Consider the following 26400-nt stretch of genomic DNA (forward strand, 5'->3'; position numbering starts at 1 on the left):
GGCCGCCGGGTCTCGACAAGCTCGACCACCGAAGGCGGGCCGCCAGGTCTCGACAAGCTCGACCACCGAAGGAGGGCCGCCAGGTCTCGACAAGCTCGACCACCGAAGGAGGGCCGCCGGGTCTCGACAAGCTCGACCACCGAAGGAGGGCCGCCGGGTCTCGACAAGCTCGACCACCGGAGGAGGGCCGTCGAAGGCTGCGAACCCCCGCGGCGGCGCAGGGCGGCGGTTGCCCCGGCGGCGAGGACCCCTACTATGGGCGCCATGGTCGCCCATTCCGACAAACCAGTACTGCTGTTCGCCACCACGGCGGAGTGGGCGGCGTGGCTGGAAAGTAATCTCAGGCACGACGGCATCCGGTTGCAGCTGCGCAAGAAGAACTCATCCGCGCCGGGGATCACCTATCCGGAGGCGCTCGAAGTGGCACTGTGCTTCGGCTGGATCGACGGGCAGTCGGGCGCCCTCGACGCCGACTACTTCCTGCAGGGATTCACCCCCCGGCGGGCCCGGAGCCTGTGGTCCCAGCGCAACCGGGATTCGGCCCTGACCCTCATCGCCGAAGGGCGGATGCAGCCGGCCGGGTTGGCGGAGGTCGACCGCGCGAAGGCCGACGGCCGCTGGGAGGCGGCATACAGCCAGAAGGAGAGTCCCGTTCCCGATGACCTCCAGGCCGCCCTCGATGCCAACCCGGCTACCGCAGAATTCTTCCGGACGCTCACAGCCCAGAACCGGTTCGCGATCCTGTTCCGCCTCGGCAGTGTGAAACGGCCGGAGACTCGCGCCGCGAAGATTACGACCTACATCGACATGCTTGCGCGCGGGGAGACGCTCTACCCGCAGAAACCCCGCCCAGCGGCCACCCCGACCTCGGCCGAGGGCGGGAATGGGAATGGGAACGGGGACGGAGACGGAGATGGAGACGGGCCGCTATAGAGTTCAGCAGCATTCTTTGTAGGTCTTCTTCGGGATCGGGGTGCCGCCGAATCCTAGATTGAAGGACATGACTGCCAGCACCCACCCTGCCCGCACCCCCGCCCCCCGCATCCTGAGCGTTCGAGACTTGGCGCAGATCGCCATCTTCGCCGCCCTCATCGCCGCGCTCGGCCTGCCCGGCGCCCTGAGCATCGGGGCCGTCGCCGTGCCGATCACCTTCCAGACCCTCGGGGTGATGCTGGCCGGTGCCGTACTCGGGGCGCGCAAGGGTTTCTTCGCCGTGCTGCTTCTGCTCGCCCTCGCTGCGGCGGGTCTGCCCCTGCTGTCCGGAGGGCGGGGCGGCATTGTCTGGTTCACCACCTCGCCGTCCGCCGGCTACCTCTACGGCTGGCTGCTCGGCGCCCTGGTCATCGGATACCTGACCGGGCGGCTCCTCCCCCGGTACCGGCTCTGGGCGGCGCTTTGCGCCACCGCCCTCGGCGGCGTCGTCGTGATCTACCTGATCGGTGTGCCCTTCACCGCGATCAATCTGGGTCTGCCGATCTGGGTCGCGCTCGTCGACGCCGCCAAGTTCCTGCCCGGCGACCTGGTCAAGGTGGTCGTGACCGTGCTGGTGGCACGGCAGGTGCACAAGGCCTACCCGGGACTGATCCCCACCCGACGTCGCACGGCCGGCGCCGCCCCCGTCGACGCGACCGCCGGAGCAGTCACCACCACGCCATGAGCACGATCGACTTCGATGACGTCTCGCATGCCTTCGGCGAACGGATGGTGCTGCGAGGCATCCGTCTGAGTCTCACCGAACAGCGCATCGGCATCGTCGGGGCGAACGGCTCGGGCAAGTCCACCCTGGTGCGCCTGATCAACGGCCTGATCACGCCCGACACGGGCACCGTGACCGTCGGCGGCCTCGACGTGGCCCGGCACACCAAGGCGGTGCGCCGGCAGGTCGGGTTCATCTTCACCAACCCGGACAATCAGATCGTGATGCCCACCGTCGCCGAAGACGTGGCCTTCACTCTGCGCCGGCGAGGGCTCACTCCGCTCGAGATCGCGACCCGCACCCAGGCCGCGCTCGAGCGTTTCGGGCTCGACCAGCACGCCGACCATCCGGCCCACCGGCTGTCGGGCGGCCAGAAGCAGCTGCTTGCCCTGGCGGCGGTGCTCGTGGCGGAGCCGGCAATCGTGGTGGCCGACGAACCGACCACGCTGCTCGACGCCCGCAACGCCCGGCGCATCACCGAACTCCTGCTCGGCCTGAGCCAGCAGGTCATCGTGGTCACCCACCAGCTCGACCTGCTCGCCGACTTCGACCGGGTGATCGTGATCGAGGACGGCCGGGTGGTTGCCGACGATGCACCGGATGCCGCGCTCGGCGCCTACCGTCAGCTGCTGGCATGAACGGGCCCGCATGATCGGTCTCTACTACCCCGGCCACTCGCTGGTGCACCGTGCGCCGATGCTGCTCAAGCTCGTGCTGCTCTCCCTCGCGGTGCTGGGAGTCGGGCTGGTGGGCGAGCTCTGGCAGCTCGGCCTGTGCCTGGTCTTTGTTGGGGCACTGTTCCTGGTGGCGCGCGTTCCCCTCCGCGCGGCCTGGAAGCAGATCGGGCCGACCCTGTGGATCCTGGTGATCGCTGTGCCGCTGCAGGCGTTGTTCGCCGGCTGGACCACGGCCGGCCTGATGGCGGGTCGGCTCCTGATCGCCGTGGCTCTGGCGGCACTGTTCACGTTGACGACCACGGTCACCGCCGTGCTCGAGGGATTCCAGAAGCTGCTCCGGCCGCTGCGGCGCTGGGTCGACGCCGACCGCGTCGGCCTGCTCCTCGCCCTCACCCTGCGCTGCATCCCCCTCGTCGCCGAGATCGTGGCCGAGGTCATCGAGGCGCGCCGGGCACGAGGCACCCAGGGGTCCCTGCTCGCCCTGGCGGTGCCGGTGGTCGTCCGCTCGCTCTACGCGGCGGATGCGATCGGCGAGGCCCTGGCCGCCCGCGGCCTCGACGACTGAATTCCGTCCACGGGCTAGGGACGACTGAATTCCGTCCACGGGCTAGGTTGGAGGAGAGCGGCAGATTCGGCCGCACCGACCACGAACCTGAAGAGCGCAGTGCGATGAACGTCAGCCCGATGAACCGACCGGCCACCCTCCCCCCGGCGCGGCGCCCCGGGCGGCTGCAACGCGGCATCCGTGCCGGCGGTTGGTGGAGCCTGACCGCGTTCGCGCTCGTCGTGATCGTGTTCCTGGCCTGGGCGAACACGGTGCGCGTCGCCGACCGGGCTGCGGCCGATCAGGTGTTCGCCAACCCGAACGTGAGCGTCACCGACACGCCCACGGCCGTCATCCTCGCGCCCGTCGACGACACGGTCGGGGCCGAAGACACCGGGCTGGTCTTCATTCCCGGCGCTCGCGTCGACCCCTACGCCTACCTCTACAAGCTTGCCGGCACGGTCGAACGCACCGGGGTGACCGTCGCGATCGCCAAGCCGGTGCTCAACCTCGCCATCCTGGACCAGCGCCCGCTGTCCACCTTCACCGGCGCCGTCCCCGACGTCTCGACCTGGTTCGTGGGCGGCCACTCGATCGGCGGCGTGCGGGCCTGCATGCTGGCGGACGACCCCGCGGTCGCCGGGCTGGTGCTGTTCGGCAGCTACTGCGCGGCCCCACCGCAACGCTCCGACCTGAGGGTGCTCAGCATCAGCGGCAGCGCCGACGGACTGAGCACCCCGGAAGATATCGCCGACAGCGCCGACCTTCTCCCCTCGGACACCCGTTTCGTCGAAATCGAGGGCGCCAACCACGCACGGTTCGGCGACTACGGCGTGGAGAACGGTGACGGCGTGGCCACCGCGTCGACGGATGTCGTGGCCGCCGAAATCAGCCGCGAACTCGCGGAATTCCTGACGGAGCGCACCCCGTAGCCGACGGCCTTGCCCGGCCCGCGGTGGCGGAGCACACTGAACCGGTCAGCACCCGATCAGTGGAGGACGGCGTGAGCATCCTGGTCATCTTTGATGTGAACTCCGACACCGCTGTGCTGTCCAGCACCACAGAGTCCGTTGCCGAGACCGTTGCCGTCGAACTCGGCGAGGGCACGAGCGCGGTTCCGGTCGCGGGGTTGGGCCCAGACAGTCTGACCGGCGTGAAGCTGCTCGTGGTCGGCAGCCCGGTCGCCGGCTGGCGCTCCCCGCCCCGACTGCAGGCCTTCCTCGCCCAACTCCGCCCCGGCACGCTGAGGGGCGTTCGGGCCGCCGCCTTCGACACCCGGGCGCGCCGGTCGCTTCACGGCAATTCTGCAGGCCGTATGTCCCGCGCGCTGGAGAAGGCCGGAGCCCATGTCGTGGCGCCACCGACGGGGTTCAAGGTCGACAAACGCGCCGGTGCCCTGGCGCCGGGCGAGGACACCCGGGTCGCAGCCTGGGCCGGCCTGATCGCATCCGCTCTGCGTCGGTGACAGACAACGTCCCGGTAACTGTCATCGACCGGAAAAAGAGAGAAGGACCCAGGTCGTGGTGACCTGAGCCCTTCTGATCCGGCTCATACGGAGCGCGGGTTGCCGTGTTACTTGCTGGTCAGCGAGTCCACGTACTCCTGGTTCTCGGAGATCCACTTCGCCACGATCGGCTCATAGTCCTGGCCGTCGTAGTCGACGAACATGGCCTTCTCGAGCGTGTACAGCTTGTCGAGGTCCATCTCGAATCCCTTGATCCACTCGGTGGCCTGCGGGAAGTCCTTCGCGAAGTCGGCCTTCGCGTAGCTGTGCAGGGCCTCGGTGTTGTCGAGGGTGCCCTCAGGGTCTTCGAGCGTCTTGATCGGCAGGGAGCCGTAGGCCCAGTGCGGTTCCCACAGGGTGACGACGATGTTCTCTCCGGCCTTCGTGGCGGCGGTCAGCTCGGTGAGCATGGCGGCGGTCGAGGAGGTCAGGTATTCCATGTCCTCGAGGCCGTAGGTGGGGATGACCCGGTCGGTGGTGGCCAGGGTCAGTCCGGCGCCGGGCTCGATGCCGACGATGGTGTTGTTGAACTTGTCCGCGTTGGCGGCGAGGTCGGCGAGGGAGTCGATCGGGGCATCCTCGTTGACCGCGATGGTCAACCGGGATTCCTCGTTCCACGCGCCGAGGTCGACGATGTCATCGCCGTACTCCTTCACGTAGGCGGCGTGGGTCTCCGGCATCCAGACATCCATATTCAGGTCGTAGTCGCCGCTGGAGAGGCCCGAGTAGACGGGGGCGACGTCGGCGTATTCCAACTCGGCGTTGTAGCCCTTTTCGTCGAGGATGGCCTTCCACAGTTCGGAGACCGCGACGCCCTCGTCCCAGCCGTTGAACACAGCGATGGTGATGTCTTTCTGGTCCTTGTTGCCGTCGCCGACGACGGCGGCCTCGGCGGAGGCGCAGCCGCTGAGAGCGAGGAGCCCGACAGCTCCGAGGGCGATGAGGGACAGTGATCGGTTCTTCATGTATTTCCTTTCGTGTCACCCTCGCGGGCGACCGGGGTCAAGCAGAGAATCAGGTGATTCGGCAGGTCAGTGTGTGGGTGCGGTTCAGGCGGCCAGCGCCTGCTGGGCGCGGCGCTTGCGGGCCGTCAGGATGCGGCCGACCGGAGTGTCGCCGGTGCCCAGCGCCGCCGTGAGGCGGTCGAGGAAGATGGCGAGGATCACGACGGCCAGACCGGCTTCGAAACCGAGCGACACGTCGATGCGGTTCAGGCTGGCGACCACCTGGGCGCCCAGGCCGCCGGCGCCGACCATGCCCGCGATGACGACCATCGACAGCGAGAGCATGATGACCTGGTTGACGCCGGCCATGATGGTGGGCATCGCCAACGGCAACTGGATCTGGCGCAGGATGCGCCACGGCGAGGCGCCGAAGGCCGCTCCGGCCTCGACGACCTCGTGGTCGACACCGCGGATGCCCAGCTCAGTCAAGCGCACACCGGGAGCCATCGCGAAGATGATCGTGGCCACGATGCCGGGCACGACGCCCACGCGGAACAGAATCAGCGCGGGAATCAGGTAGACGAAGGCCGGCATGGTCTGCATGAAATCGAGGATCGGGCGGATGATGCCCGACGCCACGCTGGACTTCGCAGCCAGGATGCCGAGCGGCACGCTGAACGCGATCGCGAGCAGGCTGGCGACGAGCACGAGAGCGAGGGTGTCCATCGCGTTCTCCCACTGGTCGACGCCCACGATCACGAGCAGTCCCACGATGGAGCCGGCCATGAACCTCCAGCCGCGGGTGGCCAGGGCCAGCCCCGCCGCGAGCAGCACGATCACCCAGAAGGGCGGCGAGACCAGCAGCAGGTCGACGAACTCGTACGCGCCGTCGAAGACCACCTTGATGAAGCCGAAGAAGAAACCGAAGGTCTCGGTGACGTAGTCGATGAACCCCTCGACGAGGGTGCCCAGGGGAAGTCGGAAGTCGTTCACAGGTCGGCTCCTTCCAGAGCGGTGTCTCGGAGTGTCTCGGTGATCACGCTGATGGAGATCGTCGCCGGGGGCTCGATCACGGGCAGGTCGCCCGTGTTCGTGCTCACGTTGCCGAGTGCGGCCAGCAGGGTCACCCGCGGGATGACGCCGAGCAGCCGGTTCTTCTCATCGACCACGGCGATGGCCAGGTCGCTGCCGACCGACGGTTCGACCAGGTCGACCAGAGGGGTGTCCGGGCTGACGGAGATCGCATCCGTGCGCACGATGGCGCGGAGGTCGGTCTCACCGGCCTTGACCTGCCCCAGCACGTCGCGGTCACGAACCACGCCCGCGAAGCTGCGGTCGCGGTTCAGCACGAACGTGGCGGATGTCTGCAGGTCTCGCATGGTGCGAAGCGCCGCACGGGGGCCGCCGGTGATCGTCACAACGGACCGAACAGGCTCCATCACGCTGGCCGCGGTCAGCACCCGGGCGCGGTCGACATCCTGCACGAACTGGGCGACGTAGTCGTTGGCCGGGTCGGTCAGGATCTCCTCGGGCGTGCCGATCTGCACGATCCTGCCGTCGCGCATGACGGCGATGCGGTCGCCGAGGAACATGGCCTCGTTGAGGTCGTGGGTGATGAAGATGATGGTCTTGCCCAGCTCAGCCTGCAGCTCGATCAGCTGTTCCTGCATTTCGCGGCGGATCAGCGGGTCGAGGGCGGAGAAGGCCTCGTCCATCAGGAGAACGTCGGTGTCGGCGGCAAGGGCTCGGCCGAGGCCGACGCGCTGCTGCATTCCGCCGGACAGCTCCGAGGGCAGGCTGTCAGCCCAGCCGTCGAGCCCCACCAGGCGGATGATCGTGCGCGCCCTGGCCAGTCGCTCCTCCCGGCCGATCCCCTGCACCTCGAGACCGTAGGCGACGTTGTCGATCACCGTGCGGTGCGGCAGCAGCGCGAAATGCTGGAAGACCATGGAGATGTTCTTGCGGCGCACCTCACGCAGCGCTGCTGCGGAGATGCCGGTGATCGACTGGCCTGCCACGGTCACGGTGCCGGACGTGGCGTCCAGGAGCCCGTTGAGCATGCGGATCAGGGTGGATTTGCCCGAACCGGACAGTCCCATCACGACGAAGATCTCGCCGCGGCGCACCTCGAAGGAGGCGTCGATGACGGCGGCGGTACCCAGCGAGGACACCGCGTCGCGGCTTGCCCCAGCCTTCAGTTTCTTGACGACCTCGTGCGGGCGACGCCCGAACGCTTTGTACAGTCGATCTGCCTTCACGGCAATAGTTTCGGTCACGGATTCTCCCGGTGCACACCGGGCGGGGCCGAATCACGGCCGACGAAACGGATGCACGCTGTGTCGGACGGGTAGGCCGTGACCGGCCTCGACGCGATGGACAGCGTGGGCTGGGGCGATCATTGGGATCGCTTCCGTCAGGGCCTCACCATACGAGGCGGCCGGTCCCGATAGGGTCGTCGGCTGCACATTCGCGTCCTGGTGAAGGGTCGTAAGACCAGCTCCAACGGTAACACAGGGGGCTTTTGCGTCGAAGAATCTTCGATGTCAGGGCTTCTGGTGCGCCAGAATCCACGCCAGCAGGTAGGACCGGCTGTTGCCGTCATCGATGCGCTCATCGGGCAGCGCAATGGCGAGGTCGAGGGCCGCGGCAGCGGATTCCGGCCCGGCCAGCACCGAGTACATCAGCAGATAGTCCCCGAAAAGCACGTCGTAGCCATCGGGTGCCGAGTCGGCCAGGTTGACCCGCACCCGGGCCGGATCGACGCCCAGATAGTCGGCAACCGGGCTCATCGGCAGCACCACGATGCCCAGCATGGCGCTCGGCTCGGCACTGAACCAGGTGGCGTAGTCGCGTTTGCCACCCCAGACCAACGAGGTGATGGTGTGTTCGAAGGCACTCTGACTGACCGGGTCGAGAGGGAAGTCGGTCCAGTAGGCGCGGGCGGATGCAGCCTCGGCCGACAGCATCCACCCGGCGTCGGCCGCGAGGCCGGGCTGGTTGCTCGCCGCGGCCCAGAGGGCCAGGCCGTTCCACGCGGTCACGGCCTCTGAACTTGATTCCTGGTTGTTGCCGTCGCCGAACGGGGCAGTTCCGCCCGCCCAGGAGTGGCCGGAGTAGGCGTCGAAGACGCGGCGCACGGGGAAGTAGCGGCTCGGCGCGCTGGTGGCCACGTCGGCTGCAAGCAGGTTGAGCACCGGCGCCCAGCGCTCGGCCAGCGCGGGGTCGCCGGCAGCCACGACCCCCGCGGCGTAGAGGAAGTATCCGTAGTGGAAATGGTGGTCGTTGAACTCATCGGATCCGAAGGAGGGCGTCAGCCCCACAACGCCGGATGCCTCGGGGTCGTAGACGAAACAGCGCTGGTCGCGCTGGAGGCATCCGCCCGGCTCGGTCCATTCGGTGAGGGCGTCGACGAGTCGGCCGCGGATCTCGGCGGCGGCGTCGTCGGCCCCGACCTGCTCGGCGATACTGAGCAGATTGGCGGCCCGGAACAGGGACTTTCCACCGAAGTAGGTGTCGGCGGCGAGGCCGGGCGATGCCGCGATGTCCTCCTCCACCTGCTTGGCCAGGCGAACCCGCCAGGTCTCGTCGACGCCCGAGAGGTCGAGTGATCCCTTCGGCGTCACCTCGTCGACCGACCAGTCCAGGTTGGCACCGGCGCAGACGCGCAGTTCGCCGAAGATGCTGGGGTACGTTCCCGAGTCGCACCGGCTCGCGGACTGCCCGGACTGGTGCGGCATGGCTACCGCGAGCGTGTCGCCGCCGTCCGGGGTTTGGTAGGAGAGCCGGGTGCGGGCCCGGCCATCGGCGAGCTCGTAGGCGACATCCGTGGCGGTGATCGGATGCCCGGCCGCGGCGACGAAGTCGGCGAGCGCCCCACCCTCGGCGAGCGCAAACCAGGTAGCAACCTGATCGGTTTGCAGAGTGAGCGCGGTTCCCGCCGGATCCAGCACTCCCCCGCTGACCAGTCCGTAGGTGCTGCCGGCGATCGTCGCGGTCCACGCGCGGCCCGCCCCGGCGGCGGCGGCGAACGAGGTTCCCAACGAGACGACAGTGGGCTGCTCCGCCGTGAAGGTGACGAAAGGCGAGCCCCGGGCGATCACGGTGCGCCCGAGGTCTGTGCCGTTTCGGCGGGCCGTGATGGTGACAGACGCCTCGTCATAGGCGGTCACGGTCTGCGTGTCGGCACCCAGGTCCGCAGCAATGTGCCCGGTGAAGCCGCCCGCGATCAGCTTGGCGGATGTTGTGACGGTCGGCACACCGAACGCGAATCCGCCCGCATCCAGCCGGAACGACAATGGCAGCGGGAAGACGGGCATCGACGGCTGCCCGTAGACGAGGCCCGAGAACCAGCGGTTCGTCGGTGGGATCAGCCCCGGTGCCAGGCGGGCAGCAGGCAGCGGCTTCAGCGTGCGCTGCGGTACGGCGCCGACGAGTGGCCCGATTGCCGCGTCGCTGCTCACAACCTCCGTGCTGCCCGCCTCCGCACCACTGCCCTCCGCGTTCGACGTGCGGGCACCGGGCGGCGGGCCAGACGGGCCCGCCGCCGGTTCACAACCGGTCAGCAGCAGCACACTCACCAGCAGCGCCGTCAGCAGGGTGGTCGCCCGACGGCTGAGACGATGCATCTCAGAGTCCGATCTTGCGCAGAAAGTCGACGAAACCGTCGCCGACCCCGGCGAGAATCCCGTCGTCCCGCAGCAGCAGTCGCGCGGTCACCGGCGTTCCGCGGGCCACCAGGCCGTTGTCCTCACCATCTCTGAGCCCGGTGCTGGTCACGCGCACCAGGGTCCTGGCCTGGCCGAGTTGGGTCTCCACGTCGAGGGATTCCACGGTGCCGCGCACCATCCGCTGGTTCGGCAACAGGATGTCCACCTCTGCGCCCTCCTCGATCCTGGAGTAGTCCCGGCTCGACAGAACGTACTCCGCCGAAACGAACAGCGAACCCTCCCGGTCGACAGTGGCCAGGACCTGGCCGGCCTGAACGAAGGAGCCGCGCTCGGTCGTGATGTCCGAGACGGTTCCGGTGACGGCTGCGGTGAGGGTGATCACGCCATCCGTCGTCACCGAATAGGCGATGGTGTTCGCCTTGATCAGGCCCTCGGCCAGGTCGGCCTGCAGGCTGGCACTCTGCAGGGTGAAGAGGGGCTGGCCGGCGAGCACGCGCTCGTTCTCGCTGACGAAACGTTCGAGCACGGTGCCGCCGTAGTCGGTGCCCACCGGGAACCGCTCCGCCTCGATGGCGGCCGACCGGCTGGTGGCCTGAGCCTGGCGTTGATTGAACACGAGGGTCAGCCCCGCCACGAGCACGAACACGCCGATCAGCCCGACGACCAGCTTGAGTCGGCTCTGCCACGTCATCGGATCACCGCCCTGCCGGCGCGGCGCTGCAGCCGGGCCTCGCGGGCGGCCGCAACGACGAAGCTGCCCAGCACGATGGTGTTGGTCACGTTCCACGCCATGGCCAGGGTCGGCACGCCGTTCCCCACATCCCGCCAGATGGCGACGACCGAGGTGAGCAGCAGGAAGACGAAGAACAACACCTGCGGAATCATGAAATTGAATGGCGAACTGGCCCGTGACCGGTCGCCCGTGGCACTCCATTTCTGCTCCCGACCGACGAGCACATTGACCAGCGCAGCCACGTAGATGGGGAAGGATGCCGTGGCGAGCATGAGCGTCTCCCAACGGAACGATCCCATCGTGTAGAAGGCCAGCAGGATCTGCATCACGTAGAAGCCGGCGTAGTAGAGCAGCCAGGTGAACACCGTCGTGCTGAGGTTCATCGGGCGCAGATCGAAGAAGATCTCCAGCGGCGGCACGAGCAGCAGCAGCAGCGGGCAGATGCCGGTGAAGTAGAACGTGCCCGTGACGAGATATTGCAACCGCTGGTCGAGGGTGAGCCGGCGCCGGAAGCTCAGCGGGTTGTGCTGGAACAGGATTTCGAACCCGCCGGTCGCCCAGCGTAGTTGCTGCTTGGTGTAGGCCTCCACCGACTCCGGGGCGGCGCCGACGGCCAGCACCTGGGGGATGAAAATGGTGTGCCAGCCCCGTTCGTGCAGCATCAGGGTCGTCCACACGTCTTCCGACTTCGACCCGGTGTAGAGCCCGTGCACGTCGTCGATGGCGGTGCGGCGCAGGATCACGTTGGTACCCACGCAGAAGGCCGCGTTGAACCTGTTGCGGCCGGGCTGGATGAAGCGGTAGAAGACTGACTGCATGTACGCGGCGCCACGGGAGATGACCGTGTGCAGGTTGCCGTAGGACTGCGGTGTCTGCACGAAGGCGACCGAGGCATCCGTGAAGAACGGAACGGTCTCGACCAGGAATTCGGGGTCGGGCACGAAGTCGGCGTCGAAGATCACGAAGAAGTCGCCCTTGCTCAACGCCAGCGCATGGTTCACGTTGCCGGCCTTCGCCCCGTTGCTGCTCAGGCGTCGCAGATAGCGCGCCCCGGCCTCGGCTGCCAGCTCGCGTACCGCGTCGGAGCGTCCGTCGTCGAGCACCCAGGTCGTGTGCGCACCGCGAAGGGCGACCGCGGCGGTGACCGTGCGACGGATGACCGCCGGGTCTTCTCCGTAGGTGGTGATGAACACGTCCACCGTGATCGGGGCGTCGCCGAGGTACATCGCCCAGCGGTGGGGAGCCATCGAGAATCCATCGCGGGCGATCTCCCTCGAACGGAACAGGCTCTCCCTCGCCAGGTGGAAGGCGAAGTCACGCGGGTCCCTGGAGGCGGACAGAATCGTCCACATTGACAGCAGTGCCTGCACGATCAGGATCGATTCGGCGAGGAGCACCATCGAGTAGGGCAGCCAGTCTCCGCGGTTGGACGGGTTGAGCAGGAAATTCGCGTAGGCGAGAATGCCGAGGGTCGCGATCAGCACGAGCATCACCAGCGAGGGTGACTGGGCCCGGCCGGGGTCCGGCGGCCGGGCGAGCAGGGACGGTTCCGGCCGGAGCACCGCTGAGGAGGCAGGGGCCAGGTCGGAGGTTGCGGCCGGGTGCGGGGCTTCGATCTCGAGCGGGGGCGCAGAAAGCTGCGGCCGCGAATGAAGGGTCGTCATTCGGTGTTCTCTTTCGGGGAAGAGGAGACGGGCGCTGCGGGTAGGCCGGAAGACGACGCGTGGCGACTCCGGCGGGGGCGGGTGACTCGCGGTGGCCGGAGGTAGGGGCTCTCCGGCGTGCGGACACGCACCGTGCGGCGTCGTCGGCGCTCGGGGTGCTGCGGTGAAGAGGGTGGCGACCCGCAGCGGGTTACGGCAACGATAAGGGCTGGTTCAGCCGGTGCGGGTGACGCTCAGGTTTCGTTTCGGTTAACTCCCACCGCGCAGGTTAACGCATTCGCGGCGCAGGTTGTGGAAGCCGGCGCACGATAGAACGTGCGCCCACTTCCACAACCTGCGCCGCGGACATCCGTGCCGGAGCAGGATCAGACCGTGAGCGCCGCCGTCTGGGCGGCCTTCTCCGTCGTGGCCGCCGTCTCGGCGGCGCTCGGCGTGTGGTGGTGGGCGATCATGGTGGTCTCGTCGAACGGTTCCTCCCGGCTGAGCACGCGGTCGACCTGATCACGGTCGATCTCCTTGGTCCAGGAACCGATCAGCACGGTGGCCACGGCGTTACCGGTGAAGTTCGTGAGTGCGCGGGCCTCGGACATGAACCGGTCGATCCCCACGATGAAGCCGACCCCGTCGAGCAGCTGCGGAGCGTGGGCCTGCAGTCCGGCGGCGAGGGTCGCGATGCCGGCACCGGACACGCCGGCGGCACCCTTGGAGGCGATGATCATGAAGGCGAGGAGCCCGATCTGCTCCCCCAGGGCGAGCGGCTGACCCATGGCCGTGGCGATGAACAGCGAAGCCATGGTCAGGTAGATCGCCGTGCCGTCGAGGTTGAAGGAGTAGCCGGTGGGGACCGTGACGCCCACGACGGGTTTGGAGACGCCCAGGTGCTCCATCTTGGCGATCAGCCGCGGCAGGGCCGCCTCGGAGGAGGACGTCGAGAAGATCAGCAGGTATTCACGACCGAGGTAACGCATCAGCTTGAAGATGTTGACGCCGGTGACCAGTTTGAGCAGCCCGCCCAGGATGACCACGATGAAGAGGATGCAGGTCGCGTAGAAAGCACCCATCAGGGTGAACAAGCTGATCACAGCCTGGATACCGGTCGCGCCGACGACGGCGGCGATGGCGCCGAAGGCACCGATCGGCGCGAGCCACATCACCATGATCAGGATGCGGAAGACCAGGGCCTGCACGTGCGCGATGCCTTCGAGGATCGGCTTGCCGGCCGGACCCATCTTCTGCAGGGCGAAGCCGGCGATCAGGGCGACAAGCAGAGTCTGCAGGATGTTGCCGGCGGTCAGCGACGAGAACAGGGTGGTGGGGATGATGCCGAGGAAGAAGTTCGTCTCCGCTGCCTCCGGCGGCACGAACGCGGTCGCGTTGAGGTCCAGCCCCGCGCCCGGCTTGACCAGGTTGCCCACGAAGAGACCGATCGCGAGGGCGAAGGTGGACATGATCAGGAAGTAGCCGAGGGCCAACCCGCCGATCCTGCCGACCGTGGCCGCCTTCGCGATGGATCCGATGCCGAGGACGATGGTGCAGAAGATGATCGGCGAGATCATCATCTTGATCAGCGCGATGAAGATGTCGCCGAGCGGTTTGAGCGAGACGGCGAAGCCGTCCTTGCCGCCGAAGAGCAGCCCGACGACGACGCCGAGAATCACGGCGACGATGACCGCCATGTACAGGTAGTGGGACTTGTCCAACTTTTTCGTGGACTTGTCGACACGAGCGGGAGGCAGTGACGCCATAAAAGACTCCTTTGTCTAGTAACTAGGCTGGGGTGGGGCGCTGGTGCGTCCGGGCCATCCGTGGTGCATTTCACACTGGTCGACCGAAGCGCCCGCGTCACTGTTGCGGTCATATTGGTCACGACCGGCCGCAGCACCACGGTGTGCACGCGAGAGAAGGATGCAATGGGGCCAGGCTGGAGCATCGCGCGCCGCCTGTTTCTGGCGAACGCCCTGTTCATCATCGCGATGACCGTGTTCGTGGGCACCGCAGCGTTCGTCGACGCCCGAGACCGCGGCTTCGTGGCGGCCGAGGAACGGATGCTGTCGGTCGCCAGCACCATTGCCGACAACCCCCTCGTGCAGGACGCCAGCCGCACGGCCGATCCCAGTGCGGTGCTGCAGCCCTACGCCCTGGCCGTCACGGCGGATGCCGCCCTCGACTTCATCACGATCATGTCGCCCGACCGCACCCGCTGGACCCACCCGACCGAGTCGGAGATCGGCCAGCCCTATATCGGTGCCGTCGAGCCGGCCCTGTCCGGGGAGGCGTTCACGGAGGTGACCACCGGCACCCTGGGGCCGTCGGTGCGGGCCGTCGTGCCGGTCACCGACGACGATGGCACGGTGCTCGCTCTGGTGGCCGCGGGGGTCAAGACGAGCAACCTGTCCATCGCCCTGAGCGCGCGCCTGCCGGCCGTGCTCGGCGTGGCCCTGATCCTGCTGGCCGCCGGCACGGTCGCCGCGTGGTTCCTCGGCCGCTACCTCAGCCGGGTCACGCTCGGCTGGGGTCCCGAGCAGCTCGCCCAACTCTTCGTGTACTACGACTCCGTGCTGCACTCCGTGCGGGAGGGTCTCGTGCTGGTCGGCCTGACCGGGGAGGTCGTGCTGTACAACGATCAGGCCGCCCGGCTGCTCGGCCTGCCGCCACGCCCCATGGGCGCAGAACGGGCGTCCGTCGTCGCGACCACCACCCAGAGCCTGGACCGGTTGAACCTTCCGCCGGCCCTCAGCGACCTGCTGCAGAGCGGCCGTCCGGCCCTGGACGAGATCTACGTCACCGACGAGCGCGTGCTGGTCGTCAGCCAGCAGCCGGCGCTGAAACCGGGCAGCGGTCGAACCAAACCCGCTCCGATGGGCTGGGTTGCCACGATCCGCGACCACACCGACCTGCAGTCGCTCGACAGCGAGCTGCGGTTGATGCGCACGCTCTCGGATGCCCTCCGCGCCCAGACTCATGAGCACGCCAACCGCCTGCACACCATCGTTTCCCTGATGGAGCTCGGTCGTGGCGCCGAAGCCCTCGATTTCGCCACCCAGGACCTGGAGCTCAGCCAGCAGCTCACCGACGACATGATCGACTCGGTCGACGAGCCCGTGCTCAGCGCCCTGCTGATGGGCAAGTTCGCCCAGGCCAGCGAATTGGGGGTGCTGCTCACGGTCGAGGCCGCGGGCACGCTCGCCGAGTCAGGACTGTCGGCACAGGACCTGGTCACGGTCGTGGGCAACCTGGTCGACAACGCGCTGGACGCTGCCGCCGGCGGGGAGGCTCCTCGCCGGGTACACCTCGCGGTGACGTCCACCGGCACAGCGGTGGTGATCGAGGTGGCCGATTCCGGGCCCGGCGTCGCCCCGGACGCCGTGACCGACATCCTCCGTCGTGGCTACAGCACCAAGGAACCCGGCACCTTCGGCCGAGGCCTCGGCCTCGCGTTGGTGCGGCAGACCGTGAACCGGCTCGGCGGCAGCCTGGGCATCAGCCGCCGCGACGGGGCCGTGTTCACGGTCACCCTCCCCTGGCAGCCGGCGCCGTCCCGCGCGGCGGACGAACCCGGCCTCGCGACGAGGACGACGGGCTTCCATGGCTGACCGGGACATCCGTGTGCTCGTCGTCGAAGACGAAGCCATCGCGGCCGAGGCTCACGCGGCCTATCTCGGTCGTCTGACCGGATTCGTGCACGCGGGCACGGCCGGGAACGGCCACTCCGCGCTGCGCGCCCTCACCGCCGCCGCATCCGCCGGCACGCCCATCGACCTTGTGCTGATGGATATGACCTTGCCGGATCTGCATGGCCTCGACGTGAGCCGACGGATGCGCGCGGCCGGCCTGACCACGGACATCATCGCCATCACGGCGGTGCGCGAACTGCAGATCGTGCGGGGTGCCGTCGCGGCCGGGATCGTGCAGTACCTGATCAAACCGTTCACGTATGCGACATTCGCGCAGAAGCTGGTGCAGTACCGGGAGTTCCGGAAGCAGCTGGGCAGCCAGTCCGTGGTGACCAGCCAGACCGATGTGGATCACGCCTTTGCCAGCCTGCGCACGCCCACCGAACTGCCCCGGCCGAAGGGATTGTCGGAGGGCACCCTCGGCGCGGTGATCGAGTTCCTCAAGCTGCAGACCGCCCCGGTCTCCTCCAGTGAGGTCATGGAACAGCTGGGAATCTCGCGGGTGACGGCCAGGCGCTACCTGGAGCATCTGGCCGACACCGGGTCGCTGGACCGGTCGCCTCGCTACGGAACACCGGGTCGGCCGGAGAACGAGTATGCCTGGAAGCGGCTGACGCAGTGACCGGACCCGTCGGCCGCGTGTCTCCCCACATGTATCCCCGCGAGTGCTCTCACCGCCCTGCCCGTTCCGCGAGCCCACGCACGTAGGCAGCCTGGCCGGCATGTTGCAGATCGTCGGCGAGAACGCTGATCAGGCGCACCGCTAGGGTGACCGGCGGGGTCCACCGGGTGTCGACGATGCGGGAGAAATCTGCCGCGGTGAGAGTCGGCAGCCAGGCGACGGTGCGGGAGTGCACGGCGTCGTAGTATCCGGCCAGAACGGATGCGTCAGCGCGCACCTGCCCAACCTCCTCAGCGGTTTGCCCGTAGCCGGTGGCCGCTCGGTCGAATGGGAGCGCGAACCTGTCAGCCCAGCCGGCGCTCTCCCAGAGCTGCTCCTCGTTCATGATCTCGGACAGGTGGTCATCCTGCACCCGGGTCAGGTGCCAGATCAGCCATGCGATGCTGTTCGCCTCCGGGTCGGGGCGGAAGGTCAGCAGCTGCTCGTCGGCATCCTCGAGCACGACATGCACAATGCCCCGGATGTGTCCGTAGGCTTCGGCGATCAGGTAGCTCGACAGCATCCGTTCTCCTCACGTCTCGTGTCTCGACTGGCCTCGTTCGTGCCACCTCGGTGGCACCGCAGACAGAATAGCCCCGGCCGGTGGTCGAGCCCGTCGAGACCCACCCGGAGGTCGAGCCCGTCGAGACCCACCCGGCGGTCGAGCCCGTCGAGACCCACCCGGAGGTCGAGCCCGTCGAGACCCACCCGGAGGTCGAGCTTGTCGAGACCAGAGACCAGAGACCAGACACCAGACACCAGACACCAGACACCAACTCCTACAGCGTCGCCCGCTTGCTCGGCAGCGCGATGAGGATCTGCTCCGGGTCGACCTCGACCGGTGGCCGGAGCCAGTAGTCGTTGCCGGTGCGGATGATGCTCCAGTGCTGGTTGTGCAGCAACAGGTGGTGCGGGTGACAGAGCAGCACTCCGTCGGCGAGGTCGGTGTAGCCGTTGTCTTTCAACCATTCGTTGATGTGATGCGCTTCGGTCCACGCGGGCGATCTATCGCAGTCGACCCACCGGCAGCCCCCGTCGCGGACCCCCATCGCGGCGCGCTGCGCTTCGGTGAAGAGGCGTTGGTCACGGCCGACGTTGATGATCTGGCCGGTGTCGTCGACCTGGATGCCGCGGGTTCCGGTGTCGCAGAGCAACCGGTCGATGGTCTCCTGCGAGATCGGGACGGGGTTGCCCTCGATCTGCCCGTGGGCGGCGGATTCGCGAGCAGTGGCGGCCCCCGGGGTGCCTGGCTGGCCCGACTTCACGGCCTTCTCGGTGACGAGCACCCGCACCGAGGGGCGGCGGCCGCCGAAGACGCGGCCCTGGTCGGCCTCACCGGCAATCTTCAGCAGCTGCACCAGGGCGTCGGCGGCGATCTGCTCCGTGCTGCGGGGGTCATCCTGGACGCGCTTGGCCCAGGCGGCCTTCTCCTTGTCGACGAAGCGCACGCCACCACGGCGCGGGCTGGTCACGGAGTCGAAAGTCGAGAGCACGAACTCGCCGTCTTCCGGAGCGAAGAGCCCGTGCAGGCGCACCTTGCCGTTGCCGAGCCGGTACACGCGCAGGAACCGGTCGTCGTGAGCCTGCTTCTCCCGGTCGGCGATGCCGGCCTCGTCGAGCTGGTCGCGCATCCGCCGTGCGAGTTTGAAGACCTGATCTGCGTTCAGTGACGCGGCCTCGACAAGGAGGGACTCGAGGGCGGTGCCGAGCCTCTCGGCGGTGACCGCGGCATCGATCTCGCCGAGGCCGGAACGGATCGACTCAGCCGCATCGACCGAGAGGCTGCCGGCGGTGACCGCCCGGGCGATCGGCGCCTGCCACGGAACCTTCGCGACGAACGCCGCGACAAGACCGGGATCGCTGTCGGGCGACTCCACGGCTGCCTCGACGCGTTTCTCCGCTGCTTCAGCATCGGCCATCATCAGGCCGACCGCGACGAGCTTGAACGCGTCGTTCTTCGTCGACCCGGTCACCGTCTGGATGAGTGCCTCGGGTGAGAGGAACCCCTGCTGCGCGGCCAGGCCGGAGTGGCCGAGCTCGGGCCGGGAGCGACGGGCGATGGTCGCGGCCATCCACGCCGAGCGGGTGTCGAGAAGCCGCCGGGCTGCCGCGATCTGCCTCTGACCGGCCAGCACTTCGGCGTCGGGAAGAGCCTCGTAGTCGGCGCAGGAGGAGCCCAGGCGGGCGACGGCATCCGTTGCCTGTCTGAGGTCGTCTGCGGTGGTGGTCATGATTCGAGAATACCAGGAATAGTAGGTGTAGTCGAGAGTCTGTCACCTATTTGTCAATGTTTTTTCGAAGTTCCGTTCTATCTCGGCGAGGCTTGTTCGATCACCGGGTCAGCTAGCCCTCCAGCGACCTGATCAGTCGAGCCGGCACGCCACCATGGACGGTGTTGGGCTCAACGTCCCTGGTCACCACGCTGCCGGCGGCCACGATGGCCCCATTGCCGATCGTGACACCGGGCAGAATGGTGGCGAAGGCACCGATCCAGGCTCCATCGCCGACATGGATGGGCTTGGTCACCAGCGGCCCGACTCGGAACTCGCTTGGTCCGATCTCATGGGTGCTCGTGACGAATCGCACACCCTGGGCCACAGCCGCGCGCCCGATGACCACGCGCTCATTCCCGTCGAAGTAGCAGCCCTCATTCACGAAGGCGCCGGGCTTCAGAACGACCATCCTGGATCCGAACGAGACCCCTTTCAACACTCGGGAACCTCTGACGTTCATCCCGGCAAGGCTGAGCAGCCGAGACCGATGCGCCCCATTGATGATCAGGGGCGATGCCAGGAGCCAATTGACTATGACATCGTGCCAGATTCGAACCGCGTGGGACCTGTCCTTAGTGGCTCGTGCAGATCTGATTTTTTCCGCCTTACGCTGAAGGTTCTGTGGACTGCAAATCAGGCTAGCGAGTACAAAAAAGGCCGGGTCCCGTTTGCAACGGGCCTGGCCTTTTCCTGATGGTGCACCCCCCCGGACTTGAACCGGGAACCCACTGATTAAGAGTCAGTTGCTCTGCCAATTGAGCTAGAGGTGCTTATTCTTTTTCTCTCCGATCCGGGGCGACCCGAACCGACTCTAGATACTAACAGCCGGATTGCCCCCGGCGCCAATCGAGGCACAAACCGGTGAGTCGCGCCAGAATTACTAGTCTTGGACTGTGACCCAGACTCAGAATTACTCCCTCGACGACGACCTTCTGCAAGCGATCGAGCTCGCCGATCTGGCCGATGCGATTTCGCGTGACCGGTTCACCGCGATGGACCTCGTCGTGACGACCAAACCCGACCGCACCCCGGTGACGGATGCCGACCAGGCCGTCGAGCGTGCCATCCGCACGGCTTTGGCCGAACGCCGCCCGGCCGACGGTATCCTCGGCGAGGAATTCGGCACCGAGGGCACGAGCGTGCGCCAGTGGATCATCGATCCGATCGACGGCACCGCCGGCTTCCTCCGCGGCATCCCGATCTGGGGCACCCTCATCGCCCTTGCCGTCGACGGCATCCCGGTGGTGGGAGTGGTCAGCTCCCCCGCCCTCGGCAAACGCTGGTGGGCCCGCTCCGGTGGCGGCGCCTGGATGACCGATGAGCGCACTCCCGGCGCCGCCCCCGTGCGACTGCAGGTGTCCGGTGTCGCCGAGCTCGCCGACGCTTCACTCAGCTACAACAGCATCCAGCAGTGGGACCAGACCGGACACCTCGACGAGCTCGTCACGCTGTCCCGTCAGGTCTGGCGCACCCGTGCCTACGGCGACATGTGGTCGTATATGCTCCTCGCCGAGGGGCTCCTCGACATCGTCGCGGAATACGACCTGCAGCCCTACGACATGGCCGCCCTCGCCCCCATCGTGCAGGAGGCAGGTGGCCGGTTCACCTCGGCCGACGGCCAGTCCGGCCCCTGGCACGGCAGCGCGCTGGCCACCAACGGCCTGCTGCACGAGCCGGCACTGCAGGTCCTTTGCGGGGCAGCTCCGACAACGGATGCCGCGGCGCCCCCCACCCTGCCGGCGCGCTAACCGAGTTCCCACCCCATGCCCTCGCCGCTTGCCCGCTCGTCGGCCCGCCAGCCTGCTCGCCGGCGTTCCCCCGTGCGCCCTCGTCCCGGCGTCAGGTCGCTGATGCTGGTCCTGACGGCCGGCGTGATGACCGGCGCCCTCAGCGGCTGCAGCGTGATCGGAGACATGCTGCCGACCCCGGTGCGGAGCGTGACGCCCGTGCCGGCCTCCGCTCTCGGCCAGGTCACCGAGGTGTCGACCCTGCTGGTCGGGGATTGCCTGCGCGAGGCCTGGGAGGGACTGGACGCGACCGCCTCGACCGTTCCGGTCGTCGACTGTGCCGACAGCCACGACTTCGAGGTCTTCGGCCGGTTCAAGGTACCGGGCGACGCCTTCCCCGGCGACGACTCGGTGACCGCAGCGGCCGAATCAGGCTGCGAGTCCCGGTTCGCGGAGTTCGCCCTGATCGACTACCGCTCGTCCTCGCTCGATTTCGCCTATCTGACACCGACCGAGCAGAGCTGGGGTGGAGCCGGCCCCGACGTCTCCTGCCTGATCACCGACCCGGCCGGCCCCGTGACCGGCACTCTGGCCGGCGCAGCACGCTGACCGCGCGGCACCGCGGTCGGCGGCCGTACTGTTAGTCCATGAGGATCAACGCCTTCTCGGACGTCTCGCTGCGGGCGCTCATGTTTCTGGCGACCCTCCCCGAGGGCGACCTGCAGACTTCCCGCATCATCGCCGAGGCGGTGGACACTCCGTACACCCACGTCAGCAAGGCCATCATCCGCCTGCGCGAGCTGGGACTGGTCGAGTCGGTGCGTGGGCGCACCGGCGGCGTGCGCATCAGCCCGGCCGGCCGCGCGGCGACGGTGGGCTGGCTGCTGCGCCGACTCGACACCCGCGCCGACGTGGCCGACTGCGAAACGCCCCACGGCGACTGCCCGCTCCACCTGGGCTGTGGGCTGCGCACGGCCCTGCGCCGGGCCCGGGAGGCGTTCTACGCAGAGCTCGACGACATCGTGATCTCTGAACTCCCCCACGTCGGCTTCCCCGGGCCGGTTCTGGTTCCCCTGCCGACGCCGACCATGCCGCCACGCCGCCCCGATCAGGGGTAATGCGGTCAGATCGGGTAATTAGCATTATAAATGCTACTTTTGAGCGTCCCCCAATAGCTTGGAGTCCGCATGCTTTCCACCCAGTCACTGCCCCTCATCGAAGCGACTCTGCCCCTCGTGGGCGAGCGTATGCCCGAGATCGCGAAGAACTTCTACAGCAGGATGTTGACCGCCCACCCCGAGCTCTTCGACGGCTTGTTCAGCCGGTCCAACCAGAAGAACGGATCGCAGCAGCAGGCGTTGGCCGGCAGCATCGCCGTCTTCGCAACCTACCTGGTGCAGAACCCCGACACCACGCCGGAGGCCATGCTCTCCCGCATCGCGCACAAGCACATCTCGCTCGATATCCAGCCCGAGCAGTATGACATTGTCTACAAGTACCTCTTCGAGGCCATCGCCGAGGAGCTCAGCGACGTCATCACGGCCGAGATCGCCGGCGCCTGGACCGAGGTCTACTGGCTGATGGCCCACGCCCTGATCAAGATGGAGAAGGGTCTCTACTCCGGCCTCGCCAGCGACCGGCCGCTCGCGCCCTGGGTCGTCGTGAAGAAAGAGGCCGCCGGCACCGACGCTGTGACGTTCACCCTCGAGCCGGCCGACGACACCCCCGTGACGCCCGCCCTGCCGGGCCAGTACGTGAGCGTCACGGCCACCATGCCCGACGGAATCCGCCAGGTGCGCCAGTACTCCCTCTCCGCCGGCACGGCAACGACCCGCGTCTTCACCACCAAGCTCGACGCCGACGGCGAGGTCTCCCCCGTGCTGCACCGTGACGTGCAGGTCGGCGACACCCTGAACCTCTCTGTGCCGTGCGGCGACGTGACCCTCGATCAGGGCACCGGTCCGCTGATCCTGGCCTCGGCCGGAATCGGGTGCACGCCGAGCGCGTCGATCCTGCGCTCGCTGGTGGACAGCGGCTCGAAGCGCGAAGTGCTCGTGCTGCATGCCGAGAGCAACCTCGAGCGTTGGGCTTTGCGGGACCAGATGAGCGAAGACATTGCCCTCCTGGAGACGGCCGAGCTGGAACTCTGGTTGGAAACACCGAGCGAGGGCCATCACGAGGGCTTCATGTCTCTGGAGAACGTGACGATCCCCGAGGATGCCTCGGTCTACCTTTGCGGTCCGCTCCCGTTCATGCGCAGCCTGCGCTCCCAGGCGCTGGGGTCCGGCGTGCCGGCCGATCGCATCCACTATGAGATCTTCGGCCCTGACCTCTGGCTCGCCGGCGTCTGACCCAGGCCGGGCGTCAGGCTTCGTTCTCCCATTCGGTGCCCTCGAGGTCCCCGCGCAGGGTGCCGGTCGCCTCGTCGACGGCCTCGCCGACGGTGTCCGCGAACCGTTCCGGCGGGAACCGTCGGGCCAGACCGTAGTCGCGCAGGTGGTCTTTCACGGGACCCTTCATCTCGGCGAAGATCAGGGTGATCCCGCGTGAGGCGAGAAAGTCATCGAGTTCGAGCAGTTCCTCCACGGCGGTCGTGTCGATGTCGGTGATCGGCTCGGCCGCCAGGATGACCGTGTGCACATCGCTGCCGGCCTCGGTGACGACGCGACGCACGTAGTCGTCGAAGATGCCGCCGTTGGCGAAGAAGAGGGGCGCGTCGAAGCGCACGATGGCGATACCCGGCAACCGTTCGCCCTCCGGGTGCCGGGACAGGTCGTGATACCCGCGCTGCCCGTGGATGCGCCCGAGTTCAGCCCGGTAGGGTCGCCAGGAGTGGCTCACGAACGCTCCGAGCGACAGTGCGATCGCCACCCCGATGCCCTCGATCACGCCCACCACCAGAACGCCGAGGAAGGAGGCGAGCGACAGCGCGGCATCCACTTTGTTCATCCGCACCAGCGCGATGAACCCTGTCACGTCAATCAGCCCGGCGACGGCGACGATGACGACCGCGGCGATGGTCGCCGACGGCAGGAAGACGGTGAGGCCGGGTACGAGCAGCATGAACAGCACGATCAGCACCGCCCCGACGACGCCGGTGAGTTGCGTGCGTGACCCCGCGTTCTCCGCGACGGGGGTGCGCGACGACGACCCTGAGATGGCGAAGCCGCCGAACAGGCCGCCCGCCACGTTCGCCAGGCCGATGGCGGCCATCTCCTGGCTGCCGTCGACGGTCTCGCCGCGCCGTGCGGCGAACGTGCGCGACAGCACGGCGGTGTCGGCGAAGGCGATCAGGGCCACGCCGAGGGCGGGGAGGGCCAGCGCCGCCACATCCGCCCAGACCAGGCCGCCGAGTGCCGGCGCCGGCAGTCCCTGCGGCATCGCCCCGACCACGGGCAGTTCGTCCTGCAGCCCGAGGAAAGCGGTCAGGGCTGTGGCCAGCACAACCGCTACGAGCACGCCCGGAATGCGTGATTTGCCCCAGGACAGTCCGACGATGATGGACAGCGACCCGAGGCCGAAGAGCAGGGCGGTCTGATCGATCTGGCCGTCGATGACACCGGAGACGATGGCCACCACATCACTGAACGGCGTCTCCGAGTCGATCGAGAAGCCCAGGAGCGCCGGCAACTGCGACAGGATCACGAGCAGCCCGAGGGCGTTCAGATAGCCGACCCGGATCGGCCTGGACAGCAGGTCGGTCACGAAACCGAGGCGCAGCAGTCCGCCCAGCAGGAGGATCAGGCCGACCATGATCGCCAGCAGACCGGCCAGCGCCACCGCCCGGTCGCCGTCGCCGAGGGCGAGCGGCAGGATCACGGCGGCGATGATGGGCGCCAGCGCGGAGTCGGGGCCGAGCACCAGCACGCGCGAGGGACCGAATAGAGCGTAGGCGGCCAGGGGAATGATTGTGGCGTACAAGCCGGTCTCCGGAGGGAGACCCGCCACCTTGGCATAACCGATGCCCACCGGGATGAGGAGTGCGGTCAGCACGAGTCCCGCCCTGAGGTCGGGGATCAGCCACGCGCGCCGGTAGTTGAGCGCGGTATCGACACCCGGCACCCACTTCTTCACCCAGCCAGCCGCCATGCACTTCCTCCCGGCCCTATCTTGGTACATCCGGGCGGTCGCGTCTGCGGCTGGCCGTCATGCCGCCCCCATCAGTGGCCTGCTACTGCGCACGGATCGAGAACAGCTCCTGCGGTTCACTGGAGACCCGCCCGCTACCGAAGAGCAGGCCGATCCCCGAGGCGAGATAGACGGTCGCGACCGTATCGGCCAGACCGTGCAGCACTCCGCCGGCGCGCAGCACGACGCTGAAACGGCGCCAGTTGGTGAGCCGAAGGAGTCGAAGGGGCGCGCCTGCGCGATCCCGCGCAGAGCACGGAGCAGGAAGACTGTGCCGAGAACAATGGTCACCGCGTGGATCAGGCACGGCACGGCACACACGACCCGGAGCCATCCGTCGCCGTCGGCGAACGTGCCGCTCGCGCCCGCTCGAAGGTCGGCCTGCAGCAGTCGGGGAAGATGTACGGGTAACGAAAAAAGCCCGCAATCACGAGGATTGCGGGCTTTCGCTCAATAGGTGTGACAGCAACCGATGGTGGAGATGCGGGGAATTGAACCCCGGTCCACTGCTGTGGTCATATGCCTTCTACGGGTGTATCCAGTGAAATCGTTCTACTCGGCCCCGGAACTTGCCACTGGCATCTGATCCGACGAGCCCAGCCCTCGTTCAAGTCCCCCTACACCCCGCGGCTCAGAGTAGGAGCAATCTCTCTAAATGACGTCAGGATCCGGGTAGAGAGCATTCCCGGTCTGGCGGACTTCTTAGTGCGCTCGCTTAGGCAGCGAGGGCGAAGTCAGTGCGGTTTGATTTGGCACTTATTGTTTTGCAGAGATCGTTTACGAGATAACCCTGCATCCTCGACCCGCTTCTCATAATTGCGCAGGCAATGTCGAAACCGATCATCCCCATGTGCACTCACTGCCTTCATTCCGGCAATCAAGTGGGTTACTGTCACACGCTGTTGAGTTGTCAATCTACTGAGTTGCCTTCTGCACGGCCCGATCTGATCGACCGTTTCGTACAGCCCCTTAGTCTACAACAGACCAGGCCTGGAAGGCTAGTCGCCCAGGTTCTTGCGGGCGGAGATGGCCCGGTCGGACTCGCGTTTGTCCTGACGCTCGCGCAGCGTCTGGCGCTTGTCGTATTCCTTCTTGCCCTTCGCGACCGCGATCTCCACTTTGGCATTGCCGTTCTTGAAATACAGCCGCAGGGGAACGAGCGTGTAGCCGCCCTCTTTGGTCTTGTGGCTGATCTTGATGATCTCCTGCTTGTGCATCAGGAGCTTGCGCTTGCGCCGCGGCGGATGGTTGGTCCACGTGCCGGCGACGTACTCCTGGATGTGCACGGCGTCGAGCCAGATCTCGCCGTTCTCGATGAAGGCATAGCCGTCGACGAGCGAAGCCCGTCCGGCCCGGAGCGACTTCACCTCGGTGCCGCTGAGCACCATTCCGGCCTCGTAGGTCTCCTCGATGAGGTAATCGTGGCGTGCCTTGCGATTGGTCGAAACGACCTTCTCGCCTATTTCCCTGGGCACGGCATGCTCCTCAACTCGGTGTGTGTCCGACGC

Annotated in this window: 24 protein-coding genes, 1 tRNA gene, 1 other RNA gene and 1 pseudogene; 12 read left to right on the forward strand and 15 right to left on the reverse strand. The window is 67.5% G+C overall.

Annotated features, from left to right (window positions below; translation table 11 throughout):
* Nucleotides 1-264 precede the first annotated feature (264 nt).
* The 6 genes from AC0J5J_RS05385 (at nucleotide 265) to AC0J5J_RS05410 (ending at nucleotide 4382) form a co-directional block, all read left to right on the forward strand.
* Nucleotides 265-933: a YdeI/OmpD-associated family protein gene (locus AC0J5J_RS05385; RefSeq protein ID WP_474899894.1), complete on the forward strand. Its 669-nt coding sequence runs from the start codon at nucleotides 265-267 to the stop codon at nucleotides 931-933.
* A 67-nt stretch (nucleotides 934-1000) separates the two neighbouring features.
* Nucleotides 1001-1657, forward strand: coding sequence for a biotin transporter BioY (locus tag AC0J5J_RS05390; protein WP_474899895.1), 657 nt, complete (start codon nucleotides 1001-1003; stop codon nucleotides 1655-1657).
* Nucleotides 1654-2334 (forward strand): energy-coupling factor ABC transporter ATP-binding protein, encoded by a 681-nt coding sequence (locus tag AC0J5J_RS05395; RefSeq protein WP_474899896.1) that lies wholly within the window; start codon nucleotides 1654-1656, stop codon nucleotides 2332-2334. The genes AC0J5J_RS05390 and AC0J5J_RS05395 overlap by 4 nt, the downstream gene beginning before the upstream one ends.
* A 10-nt stretch (nucleotides 2335-2344) precedes the next feature.
* Nucleotides 2345-2938, forward strand: a complete 594-nt coding sequence (locus AC0J5J_RS05400) for a CbiQ family ECF transporter T component (RefSeq protein ID WP_474899897.1) — start codon at nucleotides 2345-2347, stop codon at nucleotides 2936-2938.
* Nucleotides 2939-3057: 119 nt separating this feature from the next.
* Nucleotides 3058-3849, forward strand: a complete 792-nt coding sequence (locus tag AC0J5J_RS05405; RefSeq protein WP_134425031.1) for an alpha/beta hydrolase — start codon at nucleotides 3058-3060, stop codon at nucleotides 3847-3849.
* A 71-nt stretch (nucleotides 3850-3920) separates the two neighbouring features.
* Entirely contained in the window at nucleotides 3921-4382 is a 462-nt protein-coding gene (locus tag AC0J5J_RS05410) for a flavodoxin family protein (protein WP_134424947.1), read from the forward strand.
* A 107-nt stretch (nucleotides 4383-4489) separates the two neighbouring features.
* Here the strand turns inward: AC0J5J_RS05410 and AC0J5J_RS05415 are convergent, their stop codons facing one another.
* From AC0J5J_RS05415 to AC0J5J_RS05445, 7 genes are all read right to left on the reverse strand, one after another.
* The gene (locus AC0J5J_RS05415; protein ID WP_134424948.1) at nucleotides 4490-5386 is read right to left on the reverse strand and encodes a glycine betaine ABC transporter substrate-binding protein; all 897 of its coding nucleotides are present in this window, start codon (nucleotides 5384-5386) and stop codon (nucleotides 4490-4492) included.
* An 84-nt stretch (nucleotides 5387-5470) separates the two neighbouring features.
* Nucleotides 5471-6358 (reverse strand): ABC transporter permease, encoded by an 888-nt coding sequence (locus tag AC0J5J_RS05420; protein WP_474899898.1) that lies wholly within the window; start codon nucleotides 6356-6358, stop codon nucleotides 5471-5473.
* Nucleotides 6355-7623 carry a quaternary amine ABC transporter ATP-binding protein gene (locus tag AC0J5J_RS05425; RefSeq protein ID WP_241972771.1) on the reverse strand — a complete coding sequence of 423 codons (1269 nt, stop codon included), beginning with the start codon at nucleotides 7621-7623 and terminating at the stop codon, nucleotides 6355-6357. The genes AC0J5J_RS05420 and AC0J5J_RS05425 overlap by 4 nt, the downstream gene beginning before the upstream one ends.
* A gap of 285 nt (nucleotides 7624-7908) precedes the next feature.
* Nucleotides 7909-9990, reverse strand: a complete 2082-nt coding sequence (locus AC0J5J_RS05430) for a glycosyl hydrolase (protein WP_474899899.1) — start codon at nucleotides 9988-9990, stop codon at nucleotides 7909-7911.
* 1 nt (nucleotide 9991) lies between these two features.
* A complete protein-coding gene (locus tag AC0J5J_RS05435; protein ID WP_134424952.1) occupies nucleotides 9992-10723 on the reverse strand; it encodes an HlyD family efflux transporter periplasmic adaptor subunit in 732 nt (243 codons plus the stop codon).
* The gene (locus AC0J5J_RS05440; protein WP_474899900.1) at nucleotides 10720-12429 is read right to left on the reverse strand and encodes a glycosyltransferase family 2 protein; all 1710 of its coding nucleotides are present in this window, start codon (nucleotides 12427-12429) and stop codon (nucleotides 10720-10722) included. Before AC0J5J_RS05440 ends, AC0J5J_RS05435 begins: the two co-directional genes overlap by 4 nt.
* Nucleotides 12430-12794: 365 nt before the next feature.
* Nucleotides 12795-14174 carry a cation:dicarboxylate symporter family transporter gene (locus tag AC0J5J_RS05445; RefSeq protein WP_134424954.1) on the reverse strand — a complete coding sequence of 460 codons (1380 nt, stop codon included), beginning with the start codon at nucleotides 14172-14174 and terminating at the stop codon, nucleotides 12795-12797.
* A gap of 165 nt (nucleotides 14175-14339) precedes the next feature.
* Here AC0J5J_RS05445 and AC0J5J_RS05450 point away from each other — a divergent pair, with 165 nt between their 5' ends.
* Both AC0J5J_RS05450 and AC0J5J_RS05455 read left to right on the forward strand, forming a co-directional pair.
* Nucleotides 14340-16022 (forward strand): sensor histidine kinase, encoded by a 1683-nt coding sequence (locus AC0J5J_RS05450; protein WP_474899901.1) that lies wholly within the window; start codon nucleotides 14340-14342, stop codon nucleotides 16020-16022.
* On the forward strand, nucleotides 16015-16725 hold the full coding sequence (locus AC0J5J_RS05455) for a response regulator (protein WP_474899902.1): 711 nt from the start codon (nucleotides 16015-16017) through the stop codon (nucleotides 16723-16725). Before AC0J5J_RS05450 ends, AC0J5J_RS05455 begins: the two co-directional genes overlap by 8 nt.
* 49 nt (nucleotides 16726-16774) lie before the next feature.
* Here the strand turns inward: AC0J5J_RS05455 and AC0J5J_RS05460 are convergent, their stop codons facing one another.
* The 4 genes and pseudogenes from AC0J5J_RS05460 to AC0J5J_RS05475 form a co-directional block, all read right to left on the reverse strand.
* Nucleotides 16775-17287 carry a mycothiol transferase gene (locus AC0J5J_RS05460; protein ID WP_474899903.1) on the reverse strand — a complete coding sequence of 171 codons (513 nt, stop codon included), beginning with the start codon at nucleotides 17285-17287 and terminating at the stop codon, nucleotides 16775-16777.
* A gap of 256 nt (nucleotides 17288-17543) precedes the next feature.
* Nucleotides 17544-18995 (reverse strand): DUF222 domain-containing protein, encoded by a 1452-nt coding sequence (locus tag AC0J5J_RS05465; protein WP_474899904.1) that lies wholly within the window; start codon nucleotides 18993-18995, stop codon nucleotides 17544-17546.
* 127 nt (nucleotides 18996-19122) lie between these two features.
* Nucleotides 19123-19272: pseudogene (locus AC0J5J_RS05470) on the reverse strand (DapH/DapD/GlmU-related protein); the annotation flags it as partial.
* A gap of 459 nt (nucleotides 19273-19731) precedes the next feature.
* A tRNA-Lys gene (locus AC0J5J_RS05475) sits at nucleotides 19732-19807 on the reverse strand.
* A 123-nt stretch (nucleotides 19808-19930) separates the two neighbouring features.
* Here AC0J5J_RS05475 and AC0J5J_RS05480 point away from each other — a divergent pair.
* From AC0J5J_RS05480 to AC0J5J_RS05495, 4 genes are all read left to right on the forward strand, one after another.
* Nucleotides 19931-20785, forward strand: a complete 855-nt coding sequence (locus AC0J5J_RS05480) for an inositol monophosphatase family protein (RefSeq protein WP_134424960.1) — start codon at nucleotides 19931-19933, stop codon at nucleotides 20783-20785.
* Between the two features lie 102 nt (nucleotides 20786-20887).
* Nucleotides 20888-21373: a septum formation family protein gene (locus AC0J5J_RS05485; protein ID WP_474899905.1), complete on the forward strand. Its 486-nt coding sequence runs from the start codon at nucleotides 20888-20890 to the stop codon at nucleotides 21371-21373.
* A gap of 38 nt (nucleotides 21374-21411) precedes the next feature.
* Entirely contained in the window at nucleotides 21412-21882 is a 471-nt protein-coding gene (locus AC0J5J_RS05490) for an RrF2 family transcriptional regulator (RefSeq protein WP_474899906.1), read from the forward strand.
* A 69-nt stretch (nucleotides 21883-21951) separates the two neighbouring features.
* A complete protein-coding gene (locus tag AC0J5J_RS05495; RefSeq protein WP_474899907.1) occupies nucleotides 21952-23115 on the forward strand; it encodes a globin domain-containing protein in 1164 nt (387 codons plus the stop codon).
* A 13-nt stretch (nucleotides 23116-23128) separates the two neighbouring features.
* On the opposite strand, the gene AC0J5J_RS05500 is transcribed toward AC0J5J_RS05495, so the two are convergent.
* The 4 genes from AC0J5J_RS05500 to smpB all read right to left on the reverse strand — a co-directional run bounded on the left by AC0J5J_RS05500 (nucleotide 23129) and on the right by smpB (nucleotide 26367).
* Nucleotides 23129-24853: a SulP family inorganic anion transporter gene (locus AC0J5J_RS05500; protein WP_474899908.1), complete on the reverse strand. Its 1725-nt coding sequence runs from the start codon at nucleotides 24851-24853 to the stop codon at nucleotides 23129-23131.
* Nucleotides 24854-24935: 82 nt separating this feature from the next.
* Nucleotides 24936-25076, reverse strand: coding sequence for a hypothetical protein (locus tag AC0J5J_RS05505; protein ID WP_474899909.1), 141 nt, complete (start codon nucleotides 25074-25076; stop codon nucleotides 24936-24938).
* 289 nt (nucleotides 25077-25365) lie between these two features.
* Nucleotides 25366-25740: a transfer-messenger RNA gene (gene ssrA, locus AC0J5J_RS05510) on the reverse strand.
* Nucleotides 25741-25890: 150 nt separating this feature from the next.
* Nucleotides 25891-26367 (reverse strand): SsrA-binding protein SmpB, encoded by a 477-nt coding sequence (smpB, locus tag AC0J5J_RS05515; RefSeq protein WP_134362550.1) that lies wholly within the window; start codon nucleotides 26365-26367, stop codon nucleotides 25891-25893.
* Nucleotides 26368-26400 lie beyond the last annotated feature (33 nt).

It is taken from the genome of Cryobacterium sp. TS_SC_7 (genome assembly GCF_056156285.1).

Excerpts from the sequence above, each read along its gene's own strand:
- AC0J5J_RS05385 (WP_474899894.1), top strand. The coding sequence starts at position 265 with ATGGTCGCCCATTCCGACAAACCAGTACTGCTGTTCGCCACCACGGCG.
- AC0J5J_RS05390 (WP_474899895.1), top strand. The coding sequence starts at position 1,001 with ATGACTGCCAGCACCCACCCTGCCCGCACCCCCGCCCCCCGCATCCTG.
- AC0J5J_RS05395 (WP_474899896.1), top strand. The coding sequence starts at position 1,654 with ATGAGCACGATCGACTTCGATGACGTCTCGCATGCCTTCGGCGAACGG.
- AC0J5J_RS05400 (WP_474899897.1), top strand. The coding sequence starts at position 2,345 with ATGATCGGTCTCTACTACCCCGGCCACTCGCTGGTGCACCGTGCGCCG.
- AC0J5J_RS05405 (WP_134425031.1), top strand. The coding sequence starts at position 3,058 with ATGAACCGACCGGCCACCCTCCCCCCGGCGCGGCGCCCCGGGCGGCTG.
- AC0J5J_RS05415 (WP_134424948.1), bottom strand. The coding sequence starts at position 5,386 with ATGAAGAACCGATCACTGTCCCTCATCGCCCTCGGAGCTGTCGGGCTC.
- AC0J5J_RS05430 (WP_474899899.1), bottom strand. The coding sequence starts at position 9,990 with ATGCATCGTCTCAGCCGTCGGGCGACCACCCTGCTGACGGCGCTGCTG.
- AC0J5J_RS05435 (WP_134424952.1), bottom strand. The coding sequence starts at position 10,723 with ATGACGTGGCAGAGCCGACTCAAGCTGGTCGTCGGGCTGATCGGCGTG.
- AC0J5J_RS05440 (WP_474899900.1), bottom strand. The coding sequence starts at position 12,429 with ATGACGACCCTTCATTCGCGGCCGCAGCTTTCTGCGCCCCCGCTCGAG.
- AC0J5J_RS05445 (WP_134424954.1), bottom strand. The coding sequence starts at position 14,174 with ATGGCGTCACTGCCTCCCGCTCGTGTCGACAAGTCCACGAAAAAGTTG.
- AC0J5J_RS05450 (WP_474899901.1), top strand. The coding sequence starts at position 14,340 with ATGGGGCCAGGCTGGAGCATCGCGCGCCGCCTGTTTCTGGCGAACGCC.
- AC0J5J_RS05455 (WP_474899902.1), top strand. The coding sequence starts at position 16,015 with ATGGCTGACCGGGACATCCGTGTGCTCGTCGTCGAAGACGAAGCCATC.
- AC0J5J_RS05460 (WP_474899903.1), bottom strand. The coding sequence starts at position 17,287 with ATGCTGTCGAGCTACCTGATCGCCGAAGCCTACGGACACATCCGGGGC.
- AC0J5J_RS05465 (WP_474899904.1), bottom strand. The coding sequence starts at position 18,995 with ATGACCACCACCGCAGACGACCTCAGACAGGCAACGGATGCCGTCGCC.
- AC0J5J_RS05485 (WP_474899905.1), top strand. The coding sequence starts at position 20,888 with ATGCTGGTCCTGACGGCCGGCGTGATGACCGGCGCCCTCAGCGGCTGC.
- AC0J5J_RS05490 (WP_474899906.1), top strand. The coding sequence starts at position 21,412 with ATGAGGATCAACGCCTTCTCGGACGTCTCGCTGCGGGCGCTCATGTTT.
- AC0J5J_RS05495 (WP_474899907.1), top strand. The coding sequence starts at position 21,952 with ATGCTTTCCACCCAGTCACTGCCCCTCATCGAAGCGACTCTGCCCCTC.
- AC0J5J_RS05500 (WP_474899908.1), bottom strand. The coding sequence starts at position 24,853 with ATGGCGGCTGGCTGGGTGAAGAAGTGGGTGCCGGGTGTCGATACCGCG.